Origin of the sequence: Hymenobacter algoricola (assembly GCF_039539525.1) — a bacterium.
Taxonomy (GTDB): domain Bacteria; phylum Bacteroidota; class Bacteroidia; order Cytophagales; family Hymenobacteraceae; genus Hymenobacter; species Hymenobacter algoricola.
Genome location: NZ_BAABDH010000002.1, coordinates 32137 through 52326, shown reverse-complemented (window position 1 = coordinate 52326; position 20190 = coordinate 32137). Strand labels below are relative to the sequence as shown.

Here is a 20190-nt window from a genome sequence, read left to right as displayed (position 1 = left end):
CGATTAGAAAGTGACCCGCAGGCCCATATCCACGCCGCGGGTGGCGGGCACCCCGCCGTAGTCGAAGCCGGAGGAGCCGCCGCCGCGTACCCCGGCGCCGGCCGCGGCCGTTTCGGGGTCGACGCCGCTGTAGGGCGTAAACAGCAGCAGGTTGCGGCCCGTCACGCTCAGCTCCACGCCCTTGATGATCTTCGCGTCGAGGTAGCTGGCCGGGATGGTGTAGCTCAGGGTGGCGTAGCGCAGGCGGGCCCAGGAGCCGTCTTCGATGAAGGCCGTGCCCACGGTGCCCAGAATGTTGCGGTAGTAGGTTTCGCTCAGCTCCACGGTGCGGGTGTTGGGCGTGTAGGTCACGGTGCCGTCGGAGGCGGTGGAGGCCACCACGCCGGGGAAGGTGACCTGCTTGCCGCGGTCCAGGGTCCGCTCGCTCAGGCCCGAGCGGGTAGCGGTCCAGTCGTTGCCGTTTACCACCAGCCCGCCCTGGCGGAAGTCGGCCAGGAAAGCCAGGGACAGACCTTGGTAGGCGAAGGTGTTGGTGATCTGCAGGGTGTAGTCGGGGGCGCGGTTGCCGGCGTAGGTGAAGTTGGCATTCACGGTGGGGTAGCCCGAGGTGCCGATGACGCGCTGCCCGAAGAACTCGCTGTTGGGGTCCGTCACGTAGTTCCAGTCGGAAGCCCCGATGGAGGTGAGGGCCTTGCCGGGGAAGGCGCCGCCCTCGGCGTAGTCGATTACGAAGGCATCGGACTGGTACACCACCGACAGCACCGAGGGCAGCTCCAGGGTGCGGTTCTCGTTGCGGTAGAAGTTGGCCACCACGTCCCAGCTGAAGCCGCTGGCCAGCTTCACCGGCGTGCCGCTCAGCGCCACCTCAATGCCGCGGTTGCGGACTTTGCCGCCGTTGATGTACTGCAGAATAAAACCGGCGGCCTGACTTACGCGGGGCGCAATGAGCTGGTCGCGGGTGGTCGACTGGTACACGTTCACGTCGAGGCCCACGCGGTTCTGGAAGAACTGCAGGTCGAGGCCGGCCTCGAAGGAGCCGGTGCGCTCGGGCTTAAGAATGGGGTTGGAGCCGAAGAAGCCGTTGCGGTAGCCGCCCCCGATGTAGGTGGCCGTCACCAGCGGTGAGTTCACGCGGTAGGGCCCCGTGTCTTTGCCCACCTCGGCGAAGGAGGCGCGTACCTTGCCGAAGTTGAGGATGCGGCTTTGCTCCAGGCCCAGGGTGCGGGTAAACTCGTAGCCCAAGGCCACCGAGCCGTAGCCGAAGCCCTTGCCGAAGTTCTTGTTCTGGTCGGGCCGGGGCAGGGTCGACGACTGGTCGTAGCGGCCCTGCAGCTCCAGGAATACCTGGTTGAAGAAGTCCACGTTCAGGCGGGCAAAGTTGCCCACCAGCCGCCGGGTGCTGAAGCGCTGCAGCACGTTGCGGTTGGCCGTGTTGTTGATGCCGACGAAGTTGGGCGTCAGAAAAATCAGCCCCAGGAAGTCGTTGGCCTCGTTTTTATTCTGCTCAATGGAGTTGCCGACCACCAGGGTGGTGTTCAGGTTGTCTGAGAAGCGGTGCCGGGCCGTGACGAGCAGGTTGGAGTTGAGCACCCGGTTGAAGTTCACAGTTTCGGCAATGCCGCCGTTCTGGTTGTCGCGCAGCGACGTGCCCACGGCCCGCACCGAGCGGGTGCGCTCCTGGTAGAAGTCGGTGCCCAGGGTGTAGCGCACGCCCAGCCATTCCAGCGGGTCGTAGGTGAGGGTGGCGTTGCCGATAAAGCGGTTGGTGCGGTCGGTCTGGGGGTTTTTCTCCACCGTCCAGTACGGGTTGTCGGAGTCGTCGTCGGCCCCGGCCCCGCCGAAGGCGCCCAGCAGGCGGCGGCGGCTGCCGTTGGGGTTGTAGGCCACCCGCATATCGTCGTTGCGGGGCCAGTTCAGGGTGCTGACCAGGTAGCCGCCGGTCGAGCCGAACAGGCCCGGGCCCTGCACCGGCCGCTCGCCGCCCGAGTTGAGGTAGTTGGCCGAGGCATCCAGCCCGAGTTTGGGCGTCAGCCGCAGGCCGCTGTTCAGGCGCAGGGAGGTTTTGTCGTACTGGCTGCCGGGCACCACGCCGCTCTGGTCGAGGCGGGAGGCCGACACCAGAAACGTCGCCTTGTCGGTACCGCCGGACGCGGTGAGGAAGTGCTGGGCCGCTTTGCCGGTCCGGAAAAGGTCTTCGAGGTTGTTGAACACCGGCTGGCCGTCGGCAAACTGCGGCCCCCACGAGCGGCGCGTGGTCGGGTCGAACTGCCCGTTGGAGCCCTGCTGAAAGCGTCCCTGGAGCTTGGGCAGGCGGTTGACTTCGTCTACCGAGTACTGGGCCCGGTACACGATGCTGGTCCGGCCGCTCTGCCCGCGCTTGGTGGTGATAATCACGGCCCCGTTGGCGGCCCGCAGGCCGTAGAGCGTGGCTGCGGCCGGCCCCTTGAGCACCGTCATGCTGGCAATGTCTTCGGGGTTGATGTCGGCGGCCCGGTTGGTGGTGCCCACCGAGCGGCCCAGGATGCCGTTGAAGGCCGAGCCACCGCCGGGGTTGGTGCTTTCGGCAAAGGACGAGTTGTCCATGATAACGCCGTCGATAACGAACAGGGGCTGGTTGTCGCCGTCGAGGGAGGTGCCGCCGCGGATGACGATGGCTGCGCCTTCGCCGGGGCCACCGCCGGCGCTGGTCACGCTCACGCCGGCCACTTTACCCTGCAGGGCATTCACGATGTTGTTCTGCCGCGACTCAATGATGTCCTTGGCTTTCACCTCCTGCACCGCGTAGTTGATCTGCCGGCGCTCCTGCTTGATGCCGTAGGCCGTCACGACCACGTCGCTCAGCTCGGTGGTGTTTTCCTGCAGGCCGATGTCGAGGCTGGTGGCCTCGCCGAGGGCGCGCTCCTGGGTGGTATAGCCGATAAAGCTGAATGTGAGCGTGCTGCCCGGGGCGGCCTGCACCGAGTAGCGGCCGTCGGCGCCGGTGCTGGCCCCGTTGGTGGTGCCCTTCACGAGCACCGTGACGCCGGGCAGCGGCGTGCGGTCCGCCGTCGAGGTGACGGTGCCGGTGATGGTGCGCAGTCCCTGGGCCCGGCCCGGAGGTGCCAGCAGCACGCCCAGCGCCAGCAGGACCAATAAGTAGAGTCGATTCATAAAGTAGGAGTGGGAAGTGGAAGGAAGAAAAGAGCGGGAAAAGCAAAACCGGAGCCCCCCCGGCAGAAACGCCAGCTGGACTCCGGTGAAAACGGACCGGTCAGGGTCGAAAGCTAAAACAACAGGACGGGCAGGATTTCATAAAAAAAGCAATGCTTAGAAGGTGAATCTGCCCAGTAGAGGTCCAGAAGGTATCATTTTTATTAATAATAGGAGCTTTTACGGGCGGCCAAAGCTATAAATTGATTTTTCAGGACCAACTATATAGCGTATTCTGCCCGGATAAAGCACCTTTGGGCGTGGGCCGCCGCGCCCGTGCTTTCCTTCCATCCTACCACCCGTACCATGGCTTCTACTCCCGCTGCCCTGTCCGTCACCATCCACCCCGATTCGGAAGGGGCCTCCGCCGCCGTGGCCCGCACCATCGCCGAGCTGATCCGGGCGCGGGCCGCCGAGGGCCGCCCGGCGGTGCTGGGGCTGGCCACGGGCTCCTCGCCCACGCGGGTGTACGAGGAGCTGGTGCGCCTGCACCGCGAGGATGGGCTGAGCTTTCAGAACGTGGTCAGCTTCAACCTCGACGAGTACTACCCCATGGCGCCCGACTCGCTGCAGAGCTACGTGCGCTTCATGCGCGAGTACCTGTTCGACCACGTCGACATCCGGCCCGAAAACGTGCACATTCCCGACGGCACCCTGGCCCCCGAGCAGGTGACCGAGTTCTGCCGGCAGTATGAGGCCCGGATTCAGGCCGCCGGCGGCATCGATTTGCAGCTGCTGGGCATCGGGCGCACCGGCCACATCGGCTTCAACGAGCCCGGCTCCGGCCCCCAGTCGCGCACCCGCCTGATTACGCTCGACCACATCACCCGCACCGACGCGGCCTCCGACTTCTACGGGGAGGAAAACGTGCCCCGCCGGGCCCTGACGATGGGCGTGGGCACTATTCTCGAAGCCCGCCGCATCGTGCTGCTGGCCTGGGGCGAGGGCAAGGCGGCCGTCATCAAGCGCATGGTGGAAGGCGAGCCTACCGACTCGGTGCCGGCCACCTACCTGCAGCAGCACCCGCGCGTCGACGTGGTGCTCGACGAGGCCGCCGGCGCCGAGCTGACGGAGCGCAAAACGCCCTGGCTGGCCGGCGTGCCCTGCCACTGGCCCGACGCGGCCCTGGTGCGCAAGGCCGTGACCTGGCTGGCCCGCCGCCTCGAAAAGCCCATCCTCAAGCTGACCGACGCCGACTACAACGAAAACGGCCTGTCGGAGCTGCTGGCCGAGGCGGGGCCGGCCTACAGCATCAACATCCGGGTGTTCAACCAGCTCCAGCACACCATCACGGGCTGGCCCGGCGGCAAGCCCGACGCCGACGACACCCACCGCCCCGAGCGGGCCGCGCCCTTCCCCAAGCGGGTGCTCATCTTCTCGCCCCACCCCGACGACGACGTGATTTCGATGGGCGGCACGCTGCTGCGCCTCGTCGATCAGGGCCACGACGTGCACGTGGCCTACCAGACCAGCGGCAACATCGCCGTGTTCGACGACGAGACGCTGCGCTTCGCCGATTTCGTGGCCGACTACGACGCCGCTTTCCGCCCCGACGAGCAGCCGGCCGAAACGCTCTACCAGCGCGTCGCCGGCTTTCTCAAAAACAAGGCCCCGGGCCAGGTCGACTCGGCCGAGGTACAGCAGATCAAGGGCCTGATCCGGCGCGGCGAGGCCAAGGCCGCCTGCCGCTACGCCGGCATCCCCGACGACAACGCCCACTTCATGGACCTGCCCTTCTACGAAACCGGCAGGGTGCGCAAAAAGCCCATCGGGGAAGAAGACATTCGCCTGACGATGGAGCTGCTCAACCAGATCAAGCCCCAGCAGATCTACGCCGCCGGCGACTTATCGGACCCGCACGGCACGCACCGGGTGTGCCTGGCGGCCATCTTCGAGGCCCTGCGCCGGCTCCAGGAATCGGGTACCGAGTGGCTGCCCGACTGCTGGGTGTGGCTCTACCGCGGGGCCTGGCAGGAGTGGGACGTCGACCAGATCGAAATGGCCGTGCCCCTGAGTCCGGAGGAGCTGACCCGCAAGCGCCGCGCCATCTTCAAGCACCAGTCGCAGAAGGACCGGCCGCTGTTTCCCGGGGCCGACCAGCGCGAGTTCTGGCAGCGCAGCGAAGCCCGCAACCGCACCACGGCCAAAATCTACGACCAGCTCGGCCTGCCCGAGTACGAGGGCATCGAGGCCTTCGTGCGGTGGACGTTCTGAGCCGCCGGGGGGGGCTGTTGGGGACAAAGCAATCCGTCCTGAACAATAGCGAAACCTGCTCTCCGGGCTGGCTTGGTACCCGATTTTCCGGCGCTCATCTTTCCGGGTGGCGCAATCAGGGTAGGGGAACGGAAGCCATGAGTGCAGGTAGGCGAAGGAGATGAGTGGCCGGGCCGCTGCACGGGCCTGCTAGCCAGTAGCCGGCGTAGTCGAGGAGGCACAATAGAATTCCGGTGGCCGGAAAGCTCCTGCCGGGAAGTTTTGCGGAGTCACCTGTTAGCCCTGCAACCAAGCTGCTCCTGCTATGACCGTTCTCTACTGGCTGCGCAACGACCTGCGCCTGCACGACAACGCCGTGCTGGCCGCCCTGCCGCCCCACGTCACGGCCCTGCTGCCCGTGTACTGCTTTGACCCCGTGGCCCTGGGCCCTGATGCCTACCTGGGTCTGCCCCGCATGGGCCCGCACCGCTTGCCCTTCCTGCTTGAGGCACTGGCCGACTTGCAGCGGCGCTACGTCGCGCTGGGCGCGGGCATTCATTTCGTGGTGGGCCGGCCGGAAGAAGCGCTGCCTGCCCTGGCCCGCCAGCTTGGCGCCGCCGCCGTGTGGACCAGCGCCGAGCACACCACCGAGGAAGCGCAGGCCGAAGAGGCCCTGCAGGCCGCGTTGGGTCCTCATACGCCCCTGCGCCGCTTTGAAACCCTGACCCTTCTGCACCCCGGCGACCTGCCCATTGCCCTTCGCAACCTGCCGTTTTCCTTCAGCAAGTTTCGGTTCGACGTGGCTGCCCGAACGCCTGTGCGGCCCCCGGAGCCCACGCCGCACCAGCTGCCGCCGCTGCCCGCAGGCTTCGCACCGGCCGCGCTGCCCCCATCTGCCGCCCTGGCCACCGGAGCAGGACAGCCCACCCCGCCGGTCAGGTCCCGGGACCGCCGCTCGGCTCTGCCTGCGTTAGGTGGGGGCGAAACCGCTGCCCTGGCCCGTCTGCAGGACTACGCCGTGGAGCGCCACCTCATCGGTCGCTACGATGACACCCGCAACCAGATGCTAGGCGAGGCCTTCAGCACCAAGTTTTCGCCCTGGCTGGCGAATGGCAGCCTTTCGGCCCGCCAGGTCTGGGCTGCCATCGACGACTATGATGCCGCCTACGGCGCCCGCAGCAAGGGCGCGCTACAGCTGCGGCTGGAGCTGCTGTGGCGCGACTATTTCCGGCTGCTGGCCCTGCGCACCGGCCCAGACTTTTTCCGCTGGCGTGGTCTGCGCGGTCAGCTGCCGAAACCGACGAAGCCCGACCGCGCCGGGTTCGAGCGCTGGACCCAGGGCCGCACCGGCAATGCCTTCGTTGACGCCAACATGCGCGAGCTGTCTGCCACCGGCTTTATGAGCAACCGCGGCCGGCAGAACGCGGCGAGCTACCTCATCCATGACCTGCACCAGGACTGGCGCTGGGGTGCAGCCTGGTTCGAGCACCAGCTCATCGACTACGACCCAGCTTCGAACTGGGGCAACTGGAAATACATTGCCGGCACCGGCACCGACGTGCGCGACAGCGCTTTCGACGTGGCCCAGCAGGCCCAGCGGTATGACCGGCAGGGCCGCTACGTCCGCACCTGGCAGCCGTAGCCCGTGGCCACGAATGGCAGCTTCGAAACGGGCCGCAGCTCTGCGCCTGTCAGAGGATGTTTGGAATTGCGTCAGCCCTCTTATCCAGCTTATTTCTTTCTGTCGCCGCGAAACCCAGGTTTACGCCGGGGCTAAAACGCAGAACGCTCTCAGGTAGCTTTTTCAGGAGAAGAAGCTTGTCAGTTGAGCAGGCTTTCTTCATTTTGCAGGACTGATCGACGCCGCTAGATGCGCGGAATGTTTTACCTCCTCGCAATGACAACTTTTACTACCAAGACTGCCGTCGAAACCACCGGGGGCGTGCCGCTGGCCGAGGCTTCCCAGCCGGGGCGGCTGGTGTCGCTCGACGTGTTCCGGGGGCTCACCGTCATGGCCATGATCCTGGTGAATAACCCCGGCGACTGGGGCCACATCTACCCGCCGCTGGAGCACGCCGCGTGGCACGGCTGCACGCCCACCGACCTGATCTTCCCCTTCTTCCTGTTCATCGTGGGCGTGAGCATCGTGTACGCGCTGGACTCGGCCCGCCGGGATACGGGCCGACACGGCCAATTGACGTTGCGGATTCTGCGCCGTTCGGCCATTCTGTTCGGGCTGGGCTTTTTCGGGGCCTTCTTCCTGCTCTGGGATTTGAGCACGGTGCGCATTCCAGGGGTGCTGGTGCGTATTTCCTGGGTGATTCTGGCCTGCGGCCTGATCTTTCTCAAAACCGGCTGGCGCACCCAGGCCGCGTTGCTGGTCCTTATTTTAGGCGGGTACAGCGTGCTGCTGCAGGTGGTGCCGGTACCCGGTTTTGGGCCGGCCAACCTGGAGCCCGCCACCAACCTCGGCGCCTGGCTCGACCGGCTGGTGTTCGGTGAAAGCCACCTCTGGAAACAAAGCCGCACCTGGGACCCGGAAGGCCTGCTCGGCACGGTGCCCGCCGTCGGAACCGGGCTGCTGGGGCTGCTGGCGGGGCAGTGGCTGCGCCGCGCTGAATTTGACGCCGGCAAAAAAGTGGGCGGGCTGCTGCTGGCCGGCGGGGTAGCCGCTGGGCTGGGCCTGCTCTGGAACCAATGGTTTCCCCTCAACAAAAGCCTGTGGACCAGCTCCTACGTGCTCTACACCGGCGGGCTGGCCGCGGCCGGGCTGGCGGCGCTCTACTGGCTCTGCGACGTGCGGGGCTACCGCCGCTGGGCCACGCCTTTCCTGGTGTACGGCGTCAATGCCATAACCGTGTTTTTCCTTTCGGGGCTGGTAGCGCGCGGGCTCGGCACCTGGAAAATTCCGTTCGGCGGCCAAGACGCGGTGAGCGTGAAGCAAGTGCTCTACCAGACGTTTTTCACGCCCTACTTCGCCGACCCGCGCAACGCCTCCCTGGCCGGCGCCCTGGCCTGCGTGCTGATCTGGCTGGCCGCGCTGTGGGTGATGTACCGCCGCCGGATCATCATCAAGGTCTGACCACGGGTGGCGTAAATGCGGTGGACGGGCTGCTGCTTTAAGTTTTAAGCTCCAAAAGAAAGGCTACCCCACTGGGTAGCCTTTTGCTATTCGTGCAAATCAGCCCCGCGGCTCCGCTCACTCGGTGGTCTGGAACTCGTAGCCGGCGAAGTCCTGGCGAAGCTTGGTTTTGAGCAGCTTGCCGGTGGCCGTGTGGGGCAGCTCGGCCACAAACTCCACGGCCTCGGGCGTCCACCAGCGGGCTACTTTGCCCTCGAAGTAGGCCAGCATTTCTGCCTGGCTGAGGTCGTGGCCCGGCTTGCGCACCACCACCAGCAGGGGCCTTTCGCTCCACTTGGGGTGGGGCACGCCGATGACGGCGGCTTCGGCCACGGCCGGGTGGCCCACAGCCAGGTTTTCGAGCTCGATGGAGCTGATCCACTCCCCGCCCGATTTGATGACGTCCTTCGACCGGTCGGTGATGTTCATGAAGCCCGCCGCGTCGATGGTGGCCACGTCGCCGGTGCGGAACCAGCCGTCGGCCGTAAACTGGCTGCGGCTGTCGGAGCGGTAGTAGGCGCCGGCCACGAAGGGGCCGCGCACGAGCAGGTCGCCGAAGGCCACGCCGTCGTGGGGCAGCGGCTGCTCGTCGCCATCCACGATTTTCATGTCGATGCCGAAGATGGAGCGGCCCTGCCGGGTGCTGATGGCAAACTGCTCGTCGGCACTCAGGCTCAGCTGCCCGGCTTTGGGCGTGTTGACGGTGCCCAGCGGGGAGGTTTCGCTCATGCCCCAGGCGTGGCGGATCTGCACGCCCAGCTCGTCGTCGAAGGCTTTGAGCAGGGCCGGCGGGCAGCTGGCGCCGCCCACAATCATGTTGCGCAGGGTGCTGAAGCGGGCCTTCTTCTCCCGCATAAACGTGAGCAGCCCAAACCAGATGGTGGGCACGCCGGCCGAGAAAGTCACTTTTTCCTGCTCAAACAGCTCAAACAGGCTGGCCGCGTCCAGGCCCGGGCCGGGCAGCACCAGCTTGCAGCCAATCATCGGCGCCAGGTAGGGAATGCCCCAGGCATTGACGTGAAACATGGGCACCACGGGCAGAATTACGTCCCGGGCCGAGCAGTCGAAGCAGTCGGGCAGGCCGGCGGCGTAGCTGTGCAGGACGGTGGAGCGGTGGGAGTAGAGCACGCCCTTGGGCTGGTCGGTGGTGCCGGAGGTGTAGCACAGCGAAGAGGCCGTATTCTCGTCGAAAACGGGCCACTCAAACTCGGCGCGCTGGGCCGCCAGCAAATCTTCGTAGCAGCGGATAGCGGGCAGGACCGTCGTTTCGGGCATATGGGCCCGGCCGGTCAGCAGCACCCAGGCTTCCACCCGGGGGCAGTGCGGGGCCAGCTTTTCGACCAGGGGCAGGAAGGTCAGGTCGAAGAAGATGAAGCGGTCCTCGGCGTGGTTGATGATGTAGATGAGCTGCTCGGCAAACAGGCGCGGGTTGATGGTGTGGCACACCGCGCCGATGCCCGAAACGCCGTAGTACAGCTCAAAATGCCGGTGCGTGTTCCAGGCCAGGGTCCCGATTCGGTCCCCGTTCTGCACGCCCAGCGCCGTCAGGGCGTTGGCCAGCTGCTTGGCCCGCCCGTGGGCCTGGGCGTAGGTGTAGCGGTGAATGCCGCCCTCGGCCAGCCGACTCACGATTTCCGTGTCAGCGTGCCACTTGGCGGCGTGTTCCAGGAGCCCGGCGATGCGCAGGGGCTCGTTCATCATTAGTCCTAGCATAAGGCGGCGGGAGTTTGTGGTCGGTTAAGCTAGGGAAATTTCACGCAGTGGTTCGGGGTGTAAAACCGCGGGGTTTCGCCGTGTCGTTCCTACAGGCCGTTTACGAGGCGGTGCATGGGTCTTTGAGGTGGACTACGCTGAAGTTGATGAGTTGGCCCAGCTTAAGGCCGGACAGCTTCAGGTAGGTGAGCAGCTACCTGAAATGCACTTCCTGCAATACCTCTACGGACTTGATTTCGACGATTACCTTGCTTTGGACCAACAAATCCAGGCGGAACCCGGCTTCGAGCTGCACGCCGGCATACACCATCGGCAGTGGCACCTGCGCCTGAACCGGCAGTCCTGCCTGCCGCAGCTCATAAGCCAGCGCCATTTCATACACCGATTCCAGCAGCCCCGGCCCCAAGGCAGTGTGTATTTTGAAGGCGGCCTTTCTTACCTCAAACGAAATATCATTCTCGTGCATAGAAGTAAGATAAGAACGACACGGCGATACCCTGCGATTTTACACCCCGCACCACTGCGTGAAATAAATAATCACTCCTCCACGCTCGTCTCTACTTCCTGCTTCTGGGGCTGCCGCACGCTTTCCAGCGCCACTTGCAGCACGCCGGTGCGCACGTTGAGCTCCGAAATCTTATTGTTGCGCCGCGTGGGGTTCACCCGGTTGGTCAGCACGATGCAGATCAGGTCTTCTTTGGGGTCGACCCAGAAATAGGTGCCCGTGAAGCCGGTGTGGCCGTAGCTCTGCGGGGAAGCACTTTTTGCCGAATTGACGGCCGGGTTGGCGGCGGGCCGGTCGAAGCCCAGGGCGCGGCGGTTGTCGGGGCAGAACTGGCACCGGATGTACTCGGCCAGGGTTTCGGCTTTGAGCAGCTGCTGGCCGCCGTACTGGCCTTGCCAGGCGTAGAGCTGCACCAGCTTGGCCAGGTCGTTGGCGTTGCCAAACAGGCCCGCGTGGCCCGACAAGCCGCCCAGCAGCGCCGCGCCTTCGTCGTGCACCGTGCCCTGCAGCTGGCCGTGGCGGAACAGCGAGTCGTACTCGGTGGGGGCAATGCGGCCCAGCGGGAAGCGGCGCGTGGGGTTGAAGCCCAGCGTGGTGGCCCCCAGCGGCCGGTAGATCTGCTGGGTCACGAACTGGTCCAGGGACTTTCCCGAAGCGCTTTTCACAAACTGCGGGTACATGATGAACGACAGGTCGGAGTACACGTAGCCCGGCTTCTCGTTCAGCGGCGACGCGGCAATGGCTTTGGTGATGCGCTGGGGAAAATCCTGACGGGCCCACAGGTTGGTGGCGGCCCGCAGCGGGAAGCGGGCCGAGGAGTCGGCGCGGAAGTAGCGGCGGCTCAACGCCGCGGGCCGGTTGGTGGGCACGTCCTGGGCCGCCGGGCTTTTGCCCAGCAGCTGGTTGAACAGGCCCTGGGGCTTGGTGTAGTCGCGCCAGAACGGAATCCAGGCCTTCAGCCGGGCCTGGTGGGTGAGCACGTCGCGCAGCTTCAGGTCCTGCTTGTTGGTGCCCCGAAACTCAGGAAACAGCTGGCCCAGGGTCATGTCGGGGTTGAACTTGCCCTGGTCCTGGAGCTTCATCAGCGCGGGCAGGGCGGCGGCGGTTTTCGTCACCGAGGCCAGATCGTAGAGGTCGGTATTGCGCACTGCGCGGCTGGGCTTGCCGGCCTGGGCGGGCGCGTCGGCAAAGGAGTGGGTGCCGTAGCTTTTGCGCAGCACCACGGTGCCGCGGCGGGCAATGAGCACCTCGCCGCCGGGGAAGGCCCGGGCGGCCAGGGCGCCGTTCATGATGGAGTCGACGCGGGCTTCGAGGCCGTTGCTCATCTCCACGTCTTCGGGGAAGCCGTAGCGCAGGCGCAGGCCGCCGCGGGTGGTCAGGCCGTAGCCGCGGCTGTACTTGTCGGACACGGTGACGGGCAGCTGCCCGCTGGCGCCGAGGCCGCCGAAGATGATTTCTGCCGCCACCTCCTGCACGTTTTTGCTTTCCTGGTAAGCCAGCAGCACCGCGTCGGCGCGGTCCAGGTCGCGCACCTTGGCCACGGCGTAGGCGTTGCCGAACACGCTCACGACCACACGCTGCCCGGGGCCGGTCAGCTCGCGCAGCAGCAGGTTGGTTTCGGGCGTCACGCCGAAGGAGGTGGCGGGCAGGCGGCCCAGGTTGTTGAGGCCCACCAGCACCAGGTTGTAGCGCTTCAGCGTTTCGCGCATCCGCGTCAGCTCGTCCAGCGTGGCCGTCGCCGACAGCCAGTAGGTATCGGCCGGGGCGTAGTCGGTCACCATGCGCTGGAAGTCGGTCGTGTCCTTGGTGCCGATGGTGAGCGTGGCCAGGCGCAGCGTGTCAAGGCGCTGCAGGGGCAGCAGGTTCTTCTGGTTGCGCAGCAGCGTCACGCTCAGCTCGGCCATGCGGTGGCTCAGGGCCTGGGCGTGGGGCGTGTTGAGGTCGGCGGTAAGGTTTTGGAGAGGAATCGGCCGGTACCTGTTCAGGCCCGCCCACTGCTTCAGGGCCAGCACCTTGCGGCAGCGGCGGTCAATTTCCTCCTGCGAAATCAGCCCCTGGCTGACGGCGTCGCGAATCATGCGCAACGCCAGCGGAATGTTCTTGCTGAACTCCAGCACGTCGTTGCCGGCCAGCAAAGCGCGCAGGTCGGCGTCGCCGGGCGGGTACTTGCTGATGACGCCCTTCATGTTCATGGCATCGGTGAAGATCAGGCCCTGAAAACCCATTTTCTGCTTCAGCAGGCCCGTCACGATGGGTTTCGACAGGGTGGAGGGCATGCCGGTGGTGTCGAGGGCCGGCACGTTGAGGTGGGCCACCATCATGCCACCCAGCCCGCGCCGCATCAGGCTGCGGAAGGGGTAGAGCTCCAGCGTGTCGAGGCGGCGGCGGTCGATGCGCAGCAGGGGCAGGGCCAGGTGGGAGTCGGTGTCGGTGTCGCCGTGGCCGGGGAAGTGCTTGGCCACGGCCAGCACGCCATGGTCCTGCATGCCCTTCATGTAGAGGTAGCTCTTCTCGGTCACGTTCTCGCGGTTCTCGCCCCAGCTGCGGAAGCCGATGACGGGGTTGGCGGCGTTGTTGTTGACATCCACCACCGGCGCGAAGTTGACGTGCATGCCCAGGCGCTTGAACTGCGCGGCCACTTCCTCGCCCATGTCGTACAGCAGCTGGTTGTCGCGCAGGCCGCCCATGCTCATCTGAAACGGGAAGCGCTGCACGCTGTCGAGGCGCATGCCCACGCCCCACTCGGCATCCATGGCCACCAGCAGCGGCACTTTGCTCTGGCTTTGGTAGCGGTTCAGCAGCCGGCTCTGGCGCACCGGCCCGCCCTGGAAAAAGACCAGTCCGCCGATGCCGTACTGCTGGATCAGGGTGGTAATGGAGTCCTCATCCACGCGGGTGCGGTTGGAATACGCGGCCACCATAAACAGCTGGGCCACGCGCTGGTCGGGCGTGAGCGTGCTCATCACCGAATCGACCCAGCGGGAGCCGGCGGCCTGGGCGGCGAAGGGCACGGGCAGGCTGCCGCGGGGGCGGGCCGCCGCCCTGGCCGGCGCGGCGGGCGGGAGTGCCGCGCCGGCCAGGGCGGCGGGTGCCGGGGCCGCGGTTGGGCGGGCGGCGCGGGCCTGGGCCCGGCGCTGGGCCGCCTGGGCAGCCTGGTAGTCGGCAATTTCCTGGCGGCGGCGGGCGGCGCGGCGGGCCGCAACGCTGGCGGGCTTCGCCTTTACCCGGGGCTTGGGCCGGCGGGCGGCGGCGGTAGTTTTCTTTTTAGCCGCGGGCTTTTTGCGGCGTTGGGCCGAGAGGTCGGCAGCGCTCAGCAAAACCAGCAGCAGCCACAGAAACGGAAGGAAGCGGGAGAAAGACAAGATAGGCGGCGGATGGGTTGAGCGGCTAATTTAAGGGAATTAGCCCTTTGCCCCAGCATAGGCTGCCGCGCCCCCGGTTTTGGCGGGCAAGTAGGTCGTCGGCAGCCTCCCCGAGCCGGCCGAAAAGTAGCGTGGGCCGCCGGCCCGCCAACGCCGGAGCCGCCGCCGGGGCATGAGCACTCTACCGGCCCACTTCGATTTCCTGGGTGTAAAACACCTTCTCGTCTTCGCCCTTGAGCGTGGCTGTCACGAAAAGCTGGTCCTGCTGCTCGCGGAAGCGCAACAGGCCGTAGTGCTTCTCAGTCACGAGCGGCCCCACGCGCAGCTCGTTCGGCTCGCCCGCATTGTTGGTAGCCGGGTGGGTCAGGCCGCTGGAGGTGACTTCGTACACCGGATAGGCGACGCCCGGCACGCTGGCCTTCGAGATTTCGCCGATGTGCCGGTCGCCGCTGATGAGCAGCACGCCCTTGGCCCGGGTGTCGGCCAGGAGCCGGAGCAGGCGCTGGCGGGCGGCGGGGAAGTTGCTCCACTTTTCGTAGATGTGCTGCTGGGGCAGAAACTGAATGCCCGAGCCGATGATGTGGGCGTCGGCGGTGCTGGAGCGCAGCTGCTGCTCGAGCCACTGCCACTGCGCCGCGCCCAGCAGGTCGCCGGTCAGGTTGGGGTGGTACACTTTCTGGGCGTCGCGGTAGAGCGTATCCTGGAAATACCGGTCGTCGAGCAGCAGCACTTTCACTTTCTTACGGCCCACGGCGTACTCGTAGGCGGCATAGATGCCTTCCTGGCGGCGGCGGGGGCTGTCCGCCGGTTCCTGCAGAAAGTCGAGGGCAGCCCGCTGGCTTTCCTTTTTGAAGGGGTAGGTCTTGTCGCCGTCGTTGCGGCCGTAGTCGTGGTCGTCCCAGGTGCCGATGATGGTAGGCACCTGCTGGCGGAACTGGCGGTAGGCGGGCTGGTTGAGCTGGGCGTCGTACTTCTGGCGCAGCACCGTCATGTCGTCGGTATCGCCGTAGATGTTGTCGCCGAGCCAGATCCAGACGTTGGGCTTCTGGGCGGCAATGTCGTCCCAGAGCGGCTGGGGCAGGGTGTGGCGGTTGCAGGAGCCGAAGGCAATGGTCAGGCTCTTGGCTGCCCCGGGGCGGCGGGCTACGGTGGCCGGGTGGCACTGGGGGAGTGCGGCGCCCAGCACGAGGAGAAGCAAAAGCTTTTTCATAAGCGAAAGGTACGCCGGCGCCACCGGCCGGCCGGCCGTATCCGGGTTACCATTCCGTGATAAATGCCCGGTCGGCCCCTGCCTTGCCCGTCCCGGCCTGATATTTGGCTATTTTTGCGCCGCTTGTACGGCTGTTTGTCCTGGAGGCGTTATCCGGCTTTGTTTCTCTGCTCACCTCAATCCTGGCTGCTGTGGCTTTCCTGACTGCTTTTCCCTCTTCTGCGGCCGTAGGCCGGTGTGCCAGCCTGCTGCTGGCGCTGCTGCTTACTTTTTCCGCGGCCCGGGCCCAGGTGCAACTGCGCGGCACCATCATCGACAAAGACACCAAAGAGGCATTGCCCTTCGCCAGCGTGTCGGTCAACAAAACCACTATCGGCACCACTACCAACGTGGAAGGCGAGTTCCTGCTGAGCGTGCCCAAGCTGCCCGTTACGCTGATCCTCTCCGAGCTGGGCCACCTGCGCGACACGCTGCGGGTCACCTCCAACGCCGAGCTGCTGCGCATTCCGCTGGCGTCGGCCGTCGTTGCCCTGCCCGAGGTGAAGGTGGGCAGCTACCCCTATCAGCTGGTCAACCATGCCTACGAGGAAATCGAGAAGAACTACGGCCGCAAGTACTTCGGCAAAGCCTACTACCGCCAGATTACCCGCATTGCCAAAGAGCCCACCGAGCTGCAGGAGGTGGTCTGGAACGTGAAGTCCAGCAACGCCCGCATCGAGGGCACCACCATTGCCCAGGGCCGCTACGCCGCCGTGCCCAGCCTGACCAGCTTCGCCAACTTCTCGCTCTACACCAAGTCCTACGGCCTGTTTGATGCCAACGCCGACACGGCCAAGTCGCTGGCGCTGCTGAGCCCGAACGTGGTGAAAAACTACCTGCTGGAGCTGAAGGGCGTGCTGGCCGGCGTCGACTCGCTGAAGGGCGGCATCGCCGAAATTGCTTTCGAAACCCGCCCCGAGCTGACCAGGTACCGCGCCGAGGGCACCATCTGGATTGACATCGACACCTACCGCGTGGTGCGCTACCACATGACGACGCCCAACTTCACGGCCACCACCAACAACGTCAACCAGAAGTTTCGCAACACCCGCCTGGAGCTGGAAATGGCCTTCCAGAGCACCGAAGACCCGGTAGCCCCGCTCGAATACATGAAGGTGAACCTGAGCGCCGAGCTGATTACGCCCGGCAAGCCCGCCGCCCCGCTCAGCGTGGAGTCCTTCACCTACTTCTACGACACCAGCCGCACCCCAACCGGCCTGCCCTACGCCCGCGTGAGCGTGCAGGACCGCGACCTGGCCGCCATCAAAAGCGTGAAGTACGACCCCGCGTTCTGGACCAACAACTCGGCCGTGAAGCGCACCCCGGTGGAGGATGAGGTGATTCAGTCGTTCGAGAAGAAGGGCGCCTTTGGCACGATGGTGAAGCCCGCGGAGAAAAAGCCGGCCACGCGCAGGCGGTAAATTTCCTGCGTAGCCCAGCTTGAAAACAGCGCCGAACACACAAAAAAAGGCCCCGCCGGAAGTTTCGGCGGGGCCTTTTTCAGGTAGCATGAACTGCAGCAGTAGTTACGCGGCCAACCGCTCCCGGGTCACAACGGCCTGGTAGGCGGGAAAGTCGTCGGCGAAGGCAAACTCGGCAAGGGTGATTTCGCCGTCGACGTAGCGCTGAAGTTCTGAGATTATTTGGGCATTAGGAGGAGTGCCTCCCAATGCCGCCACGGCTACGCCCCATTCGGCGCACCGCTGCCGCTTGAGCCGGGCAGAAATTTCTGCTTCGCTCAGGCCTTCGGGCAAAGGATTGAAAGGCGTTGTCATTCGGTTTGAAGGGGTAGTGAAGGTCTGTATACGAGGGGGCTACCGAAAAGGCTACGCGGCGTTTTGCGGCCGCGGGCCTTCGGGTCAGCAACAATCGTCCCGGGCCGGTAGGTTCCGAATCCGACGCGCCGGCGGGTGGCGCCGCCGCAGGATTCATGGGGCACCCTTGACGCCGGGCCGCTCTTTGCCGCCGAAGCGGTAAAGGGCGGCCCGGCTGGAAAAAACCGGGCTTCCGCAAGCCGGCAGCCGGGTGGCGCACCCGCCTAGGGGTTGGTGCTCCACATACCTGCTTCCTTGATGAAGATGCGGCGGTTGAGCTTGAGCTGGGCAATCATGAACTCGGCCAGGTCTTCGGGCTGCATCACCTTGTCGGGGTTGCCGTCGGTGAGGCTGTTGCTGATGGCCAGCTCGGTAGCCACGGTGCTCGGCGTGAGGGCCGACACGCGGATGTTGTGCTTGCGCACCTCCTGCATCAGCGACTCGGTGAGGCCCATGATGGCAAACTTCGAGGCGCTGTAGGCGCTGGTCGTAGCGGCCCCGCGCAGCCCGGCGGTGGAGGCAATGTTGATGATGTCGCCGGTTTCGCGGGCAATCATGCCGGGCAGCACGGCGCGGGTGGCGTAGTAGGTCCCCATCAGGTTCACCTGCACGATATGCTCCCACTCGGCGGGCGGCATGTCCACGAGCTTGGCGAAGGTGCCGATGCCGGCGTTGTTGATCAGGATGTCGATGGGGCCGAGCTGGTCCTGTACCTGGCTGATGGCGGCCTCCACGGCGGCGCGGTCGGCCACGTCGGTCGTGACCACGGCGGCCTTTACCCCCAGGGCTTCGATTTCCCGGGCCACGCTTTGCAGCTGGCTTTCGGTGCGGGCCAGCAGGCCCACGTGCACGCCTTCCTGGGCCAGGGCCAGAGCGACGGCGCGGCCGATGCCTTTGCCCGCGCCCGTCACGAGGGCAATTTTTCCGGTGAGAGATTCCATGGGGAGAGATTGAAAGAAAAGAGAAAAGATAGAGTAGCACACGGCAATGCGCCGCCGGGTGATGAAACTGGCCCGGGAGAATTATGTTGGCTGGTCGCGCCTCGGCGGCGTATGCAAACGAGGTGGCAAGGCCCGGATGCGCCGAATCTTGCTACATTCCGGCTCCAAACCTCACGCCTCTTTCCCGCATGAAAAAAATTGTCCTCACCGGCCTGCTGGCCGGGGCTCTGCTGGCGGGCTGCAACCAGCAAAAAAACGCCGACGGCACCAGCGGCACCGAAGCCGGGGCCGCCGCGAAGGATCTGCCGACGCTGCTGGCCAACTACTGGGAAGAGCAGGCCAAGCTGTTTCCCATGGCTGCCACCACCCAGGGCGACAACCGCTACAACGACCAGCTGCCCAACGACCAGACCAAAGCCTTCCGCGACGGACTCGGCACGATGTATCAGCGCTACCTCGCCCAGCTCGGCAAGTTCGACCGGGAGCAGATGACGGCGAACGACAAAATCAGCTACGACCTGTTTCAGTACGACCTGCAGATCCGGCTCGACGGCCTTAAGCAGGGCATCCTGGTGGGCGCCGACTACCCCGCGGTCTGGATGATTCCCTTCAGCCAGTTTGGCGGCCTGCCGATTTCGCTGGGCCAGTTCGGGGCCGGTACGGGTGCCCAGCCCTTCAAAACGGCCAAGGACTACGACAACTGGCTGGGCCGGGTCCACGGCTTTCCCGTCTGGGCCGACTCGGCCATCAGCAACTTCCGCCAGGGCATGAAAGCCGGGGTGGTGCTGCCGCGGACCCTGGTGCAGAAGATGATTCCGCAGCTGCGCGACCTGGTGGTGACGGACGCCAGCAAAAGCCTGTTCTACGGCCCCGTTACTATGTTTCCCAAGGACGTAGCCGCCGCCGACCAGCAGCGGCTCACCAAAGCCTACCAGCAGGCCATTTTGCAGGATCTGGCCCCGACCTATAAAAAGCTGGCCGACTTCCTGCAGAACGAGTACCTGCCCAAAGCCCGCACCACCACCGGCATCAGCGGCATTCCGGACGGCGCGGCCCGCTACCGCTACCTGGTGAAATACTGGACGACGACCGACAAAACGCCGGAGGAAATCTACCAGACGGGCCTCAGCGAGGTGAGGCGCATCCGGACCGAGATGGAGCGGGTGAAAGTGCAGGTAGGCTTTAAAGGCGACCTGCCGGCCTTCTTTCAGTACTTAAAGACGGACCAGCAGTTCATGCCCTACCAGACGCCCGCCGAGGTGATCGGGGCTTTCCAGCGCATCCAGACCCGCATCGACCCGAACCTGAAGAAGATGTTCGGCCGCACGCCCAAAACCGGGTTTGAGATTCGCCAGACCGAGGCCTTCCGCGCCGCCTCGGCCTCGGCCGAGTACAACCAGGGCACGCCCGATGGCTCCCGCCCCGGCATCTTCTACGTCCCGATCCTGGATGCCACCACCTTCAACACGACTTCGGGCATGGAGTCGCTGTTTCTGCACGAAGCCATTCCGGGCCATCACTACCAGATTTCGCTGCAGCAGGAAAACGAAAGCCTGCCCAAGTTCCGCCGCTTTGCCTGGTACGGAGCCATGGGCGAAGGCTGGGCCCTGTACACCGAAAGCCTGGGCAAGGAGCTGGGCCTCTACACCGACCCCTACCAGTACATGGGCGCCCTGGGCGACGAGATTCACCGCGCCATCCGCCTGGTGGTCGACGTGGCCATGCACACCAAGGGCATGACCCGCGAGCAGGCCATCAAGTACATGATGGATAACGAAGCCATCGGCGAGCAGGGCGCCACGGCCGAGATTGAGCGCTACATGGCCATTCCGGGTCAGGCGCTGTCGTACAAGGTGGGGGCCCTGAAAATCCGGGAGCTGCGCGAGAAGTACACCCAGCAGCTGGGAGTGAAGGCTTCGGACCACCTGCGGGAAAAGTATCCGCACCAGAACGGGGAGCATTTCCACCTCAGCGCCTTCCACGATGAGCTGCTCAAAGACGGCGTGATGCCGCTGTCGGTGCTGGAGCGCAAGATGGATGACTGGGCTTTGGGGGAAAAGTAAGCGGACCATTCAAATTCTAAACCTGGGCCCGCACTGCCGG

General features: G+C 65.3%; 12 protein-coding genes. 5 read left to right on the top strand and 7 right to left on the bottom strand.

Annotation, left to right across the window (positions count from 1 at the left end; all coding sequences use genetic code 11):
• Positions 1–3: 3 nt before the first annotated feature.
• The gene (locus ABD842_RS00240; RefSeq protein WP_345108367.1) at positions 4–3150 is read right to left on the bottom strand and encodes a SusC/RagA family TonB-linked outer membrane protein; all 3147 of its coding nucleotides are present in this window, start codon (positions 3148–3150) and stop codon (positions 4–6) included.
• 345 nt (positions 3151–3495) lie between these two features.
• Here ABD842_RS00240 and nagB point away from each other — a divergent pair, with 345 nt between their 5' ends.
• The 3 genes from nagB to ABD842_RS00225 all read left to right on the top strand — a co-directional run bounded on the left by nagB (position 3496) and on the right by ABD842_RS00225 (position 8464).
• Positions 3496–5403: a glucosamine-6-phosphate deaminase gene (nagB, locus tag ABD842_RS00235; protein ID WP_345108363.1), complete on the top strand. Its 1908-nt coding sequence runs from the start codon at positions 3496–3498 to the stop codon at positions 5401–5403.
• Positions 5404–5707: 304 nt separating this feature from the next.
• Entirely contained in the window at positions 5708–7024 is a 1317-nt protein-coding gene (locus tag ABD842_RS00230) for a DASH family cryptochrome (protein WP_345108361.1), read from the top strand.
• 255 nt (positions 7025–7279) lie between these two features.
• Complete coding sequence (locus tag ABD842_RS00225; protein WP_345108358.1) at positions 7280–8464, top strand: acyltransferase family protein; 1185 nt, start codon at positions 7280–7282, stop codon at positions 8462–8464.
• A gap of 117 nt (positions 8465–8581) precedes the next feature.
• Here the strand turns inward: ABD842_RS00225 and ABD842_RS00220 are convergent, their stop codons facing one another.
• From ABD842_RS00220 to ABD842_RS00205, 4 genes are all read right to left on the bottom strand, one after another.
• Positions 8582–10216 (bottom strand): 3-(methylthio)propionyl-CoA ligase, encoded by a 1635-nt coding sequence (locus ABD842_RS00220; protein ID WP_345108356.1) that lies wholly within the window; start codon positions 10214–10216, stop codon positions 8582–8584.
• Between the two features lie 193 nt (positions 10217–10409).
• Complete coding sequence (locus ABD842_RS00215) at positions 10410–10682, bottom strand: GxxExxY protein (RefSeq protein WP_425553119.1); 273 nt, start codon at positions 10680–10682, stop codon at positions 10410–10412.
• Between the two features lie 71 nt (positions 10683–10753).
• Complete coding sequence (locus ABD842_RS00210; protein ID WP_345108354.1) at positions 10754–14083, bottom strand: serine hydrolase domain-containing protein; 3330 nt, start codon at positions 14081–14083, stop codon at positions 10754–10756.
• 181 nt (positions 14084–14264) lie between these two features.
• A complete protein-coding gene (locus ABD842_RS00205; protein ID WP_345108351.1) occupies positions 14265–15293 on the bottom strand; it encodes an alkaline phosphatase D family protein in 1029 nt (342 codons plus the stop codon).
• A gap of 191 nt (positions 15294–15484) precedes the next feature.
• Between ABD842_RS00205 and ABD842_RS00200 the strand changes: the two genes are divergently transcribed.
• Complete coding sequence (locus ABD842_RS00200) at positions 15485–16753, top strand: carboxypeptidase-like regulatory domain-containing protein (RefSeq protein ID WP_345108347.1); 1269 nt, start codon at positions 15485–15487, stop codon at positions 16751–16753.
• Positions 16754–16858: 105 nt separating this feature from the next.
• Here ABD842_RS00200 and ABD842_RS00195 read toward each other — a convergent pair whose 3' ends face one another.
• Both ABD842_RS00195 and ABD842_RS00190 read right to left on the bottom strand, forming a co-directional pair.
• Positions 16859–17107 carry a hypothetical protein gene (locus ABD842_RS00195; RefSeq protein WP_345108345.1) on the bottom strand — a complete coding sequence of 83 codons (249 nt, stop codon included), beginning with the start codon at positions 17105–17107 and terminating at the stop codon, positions 16859–16861.
• A 263-nt stretch (positions 17108–17370) separates the two neighbouring features.
• Positions 17371–18087, bottom strand: coding sequence for a 3-ketoacyl-ACP reductase (locus ABD842_RS00190; protein ID WP_345108342.1), 717 nt, complete (start codon positions 18085–18087; stop codon positions 17371–17373).
• A 188-nt stretch (positions 18088–18275) separates the two neighbouring features.
• Here ABD842_RS00190 and ABD842_RS00185 point away from each other — a divergent pair, with 188 nt between their 5' ends.
• A complete protein-coding gene (locus tag ABD842_RS00185) occupies positions 18276–20150 on the top strand; it encodes a DUF885 domain-containing protein (RefSeq protein ID WP_345108339.1) in 1875 nt (624 codons plus the stop codon).
• Positions 20151–20190: the final 40 nt, after the last annotated feature.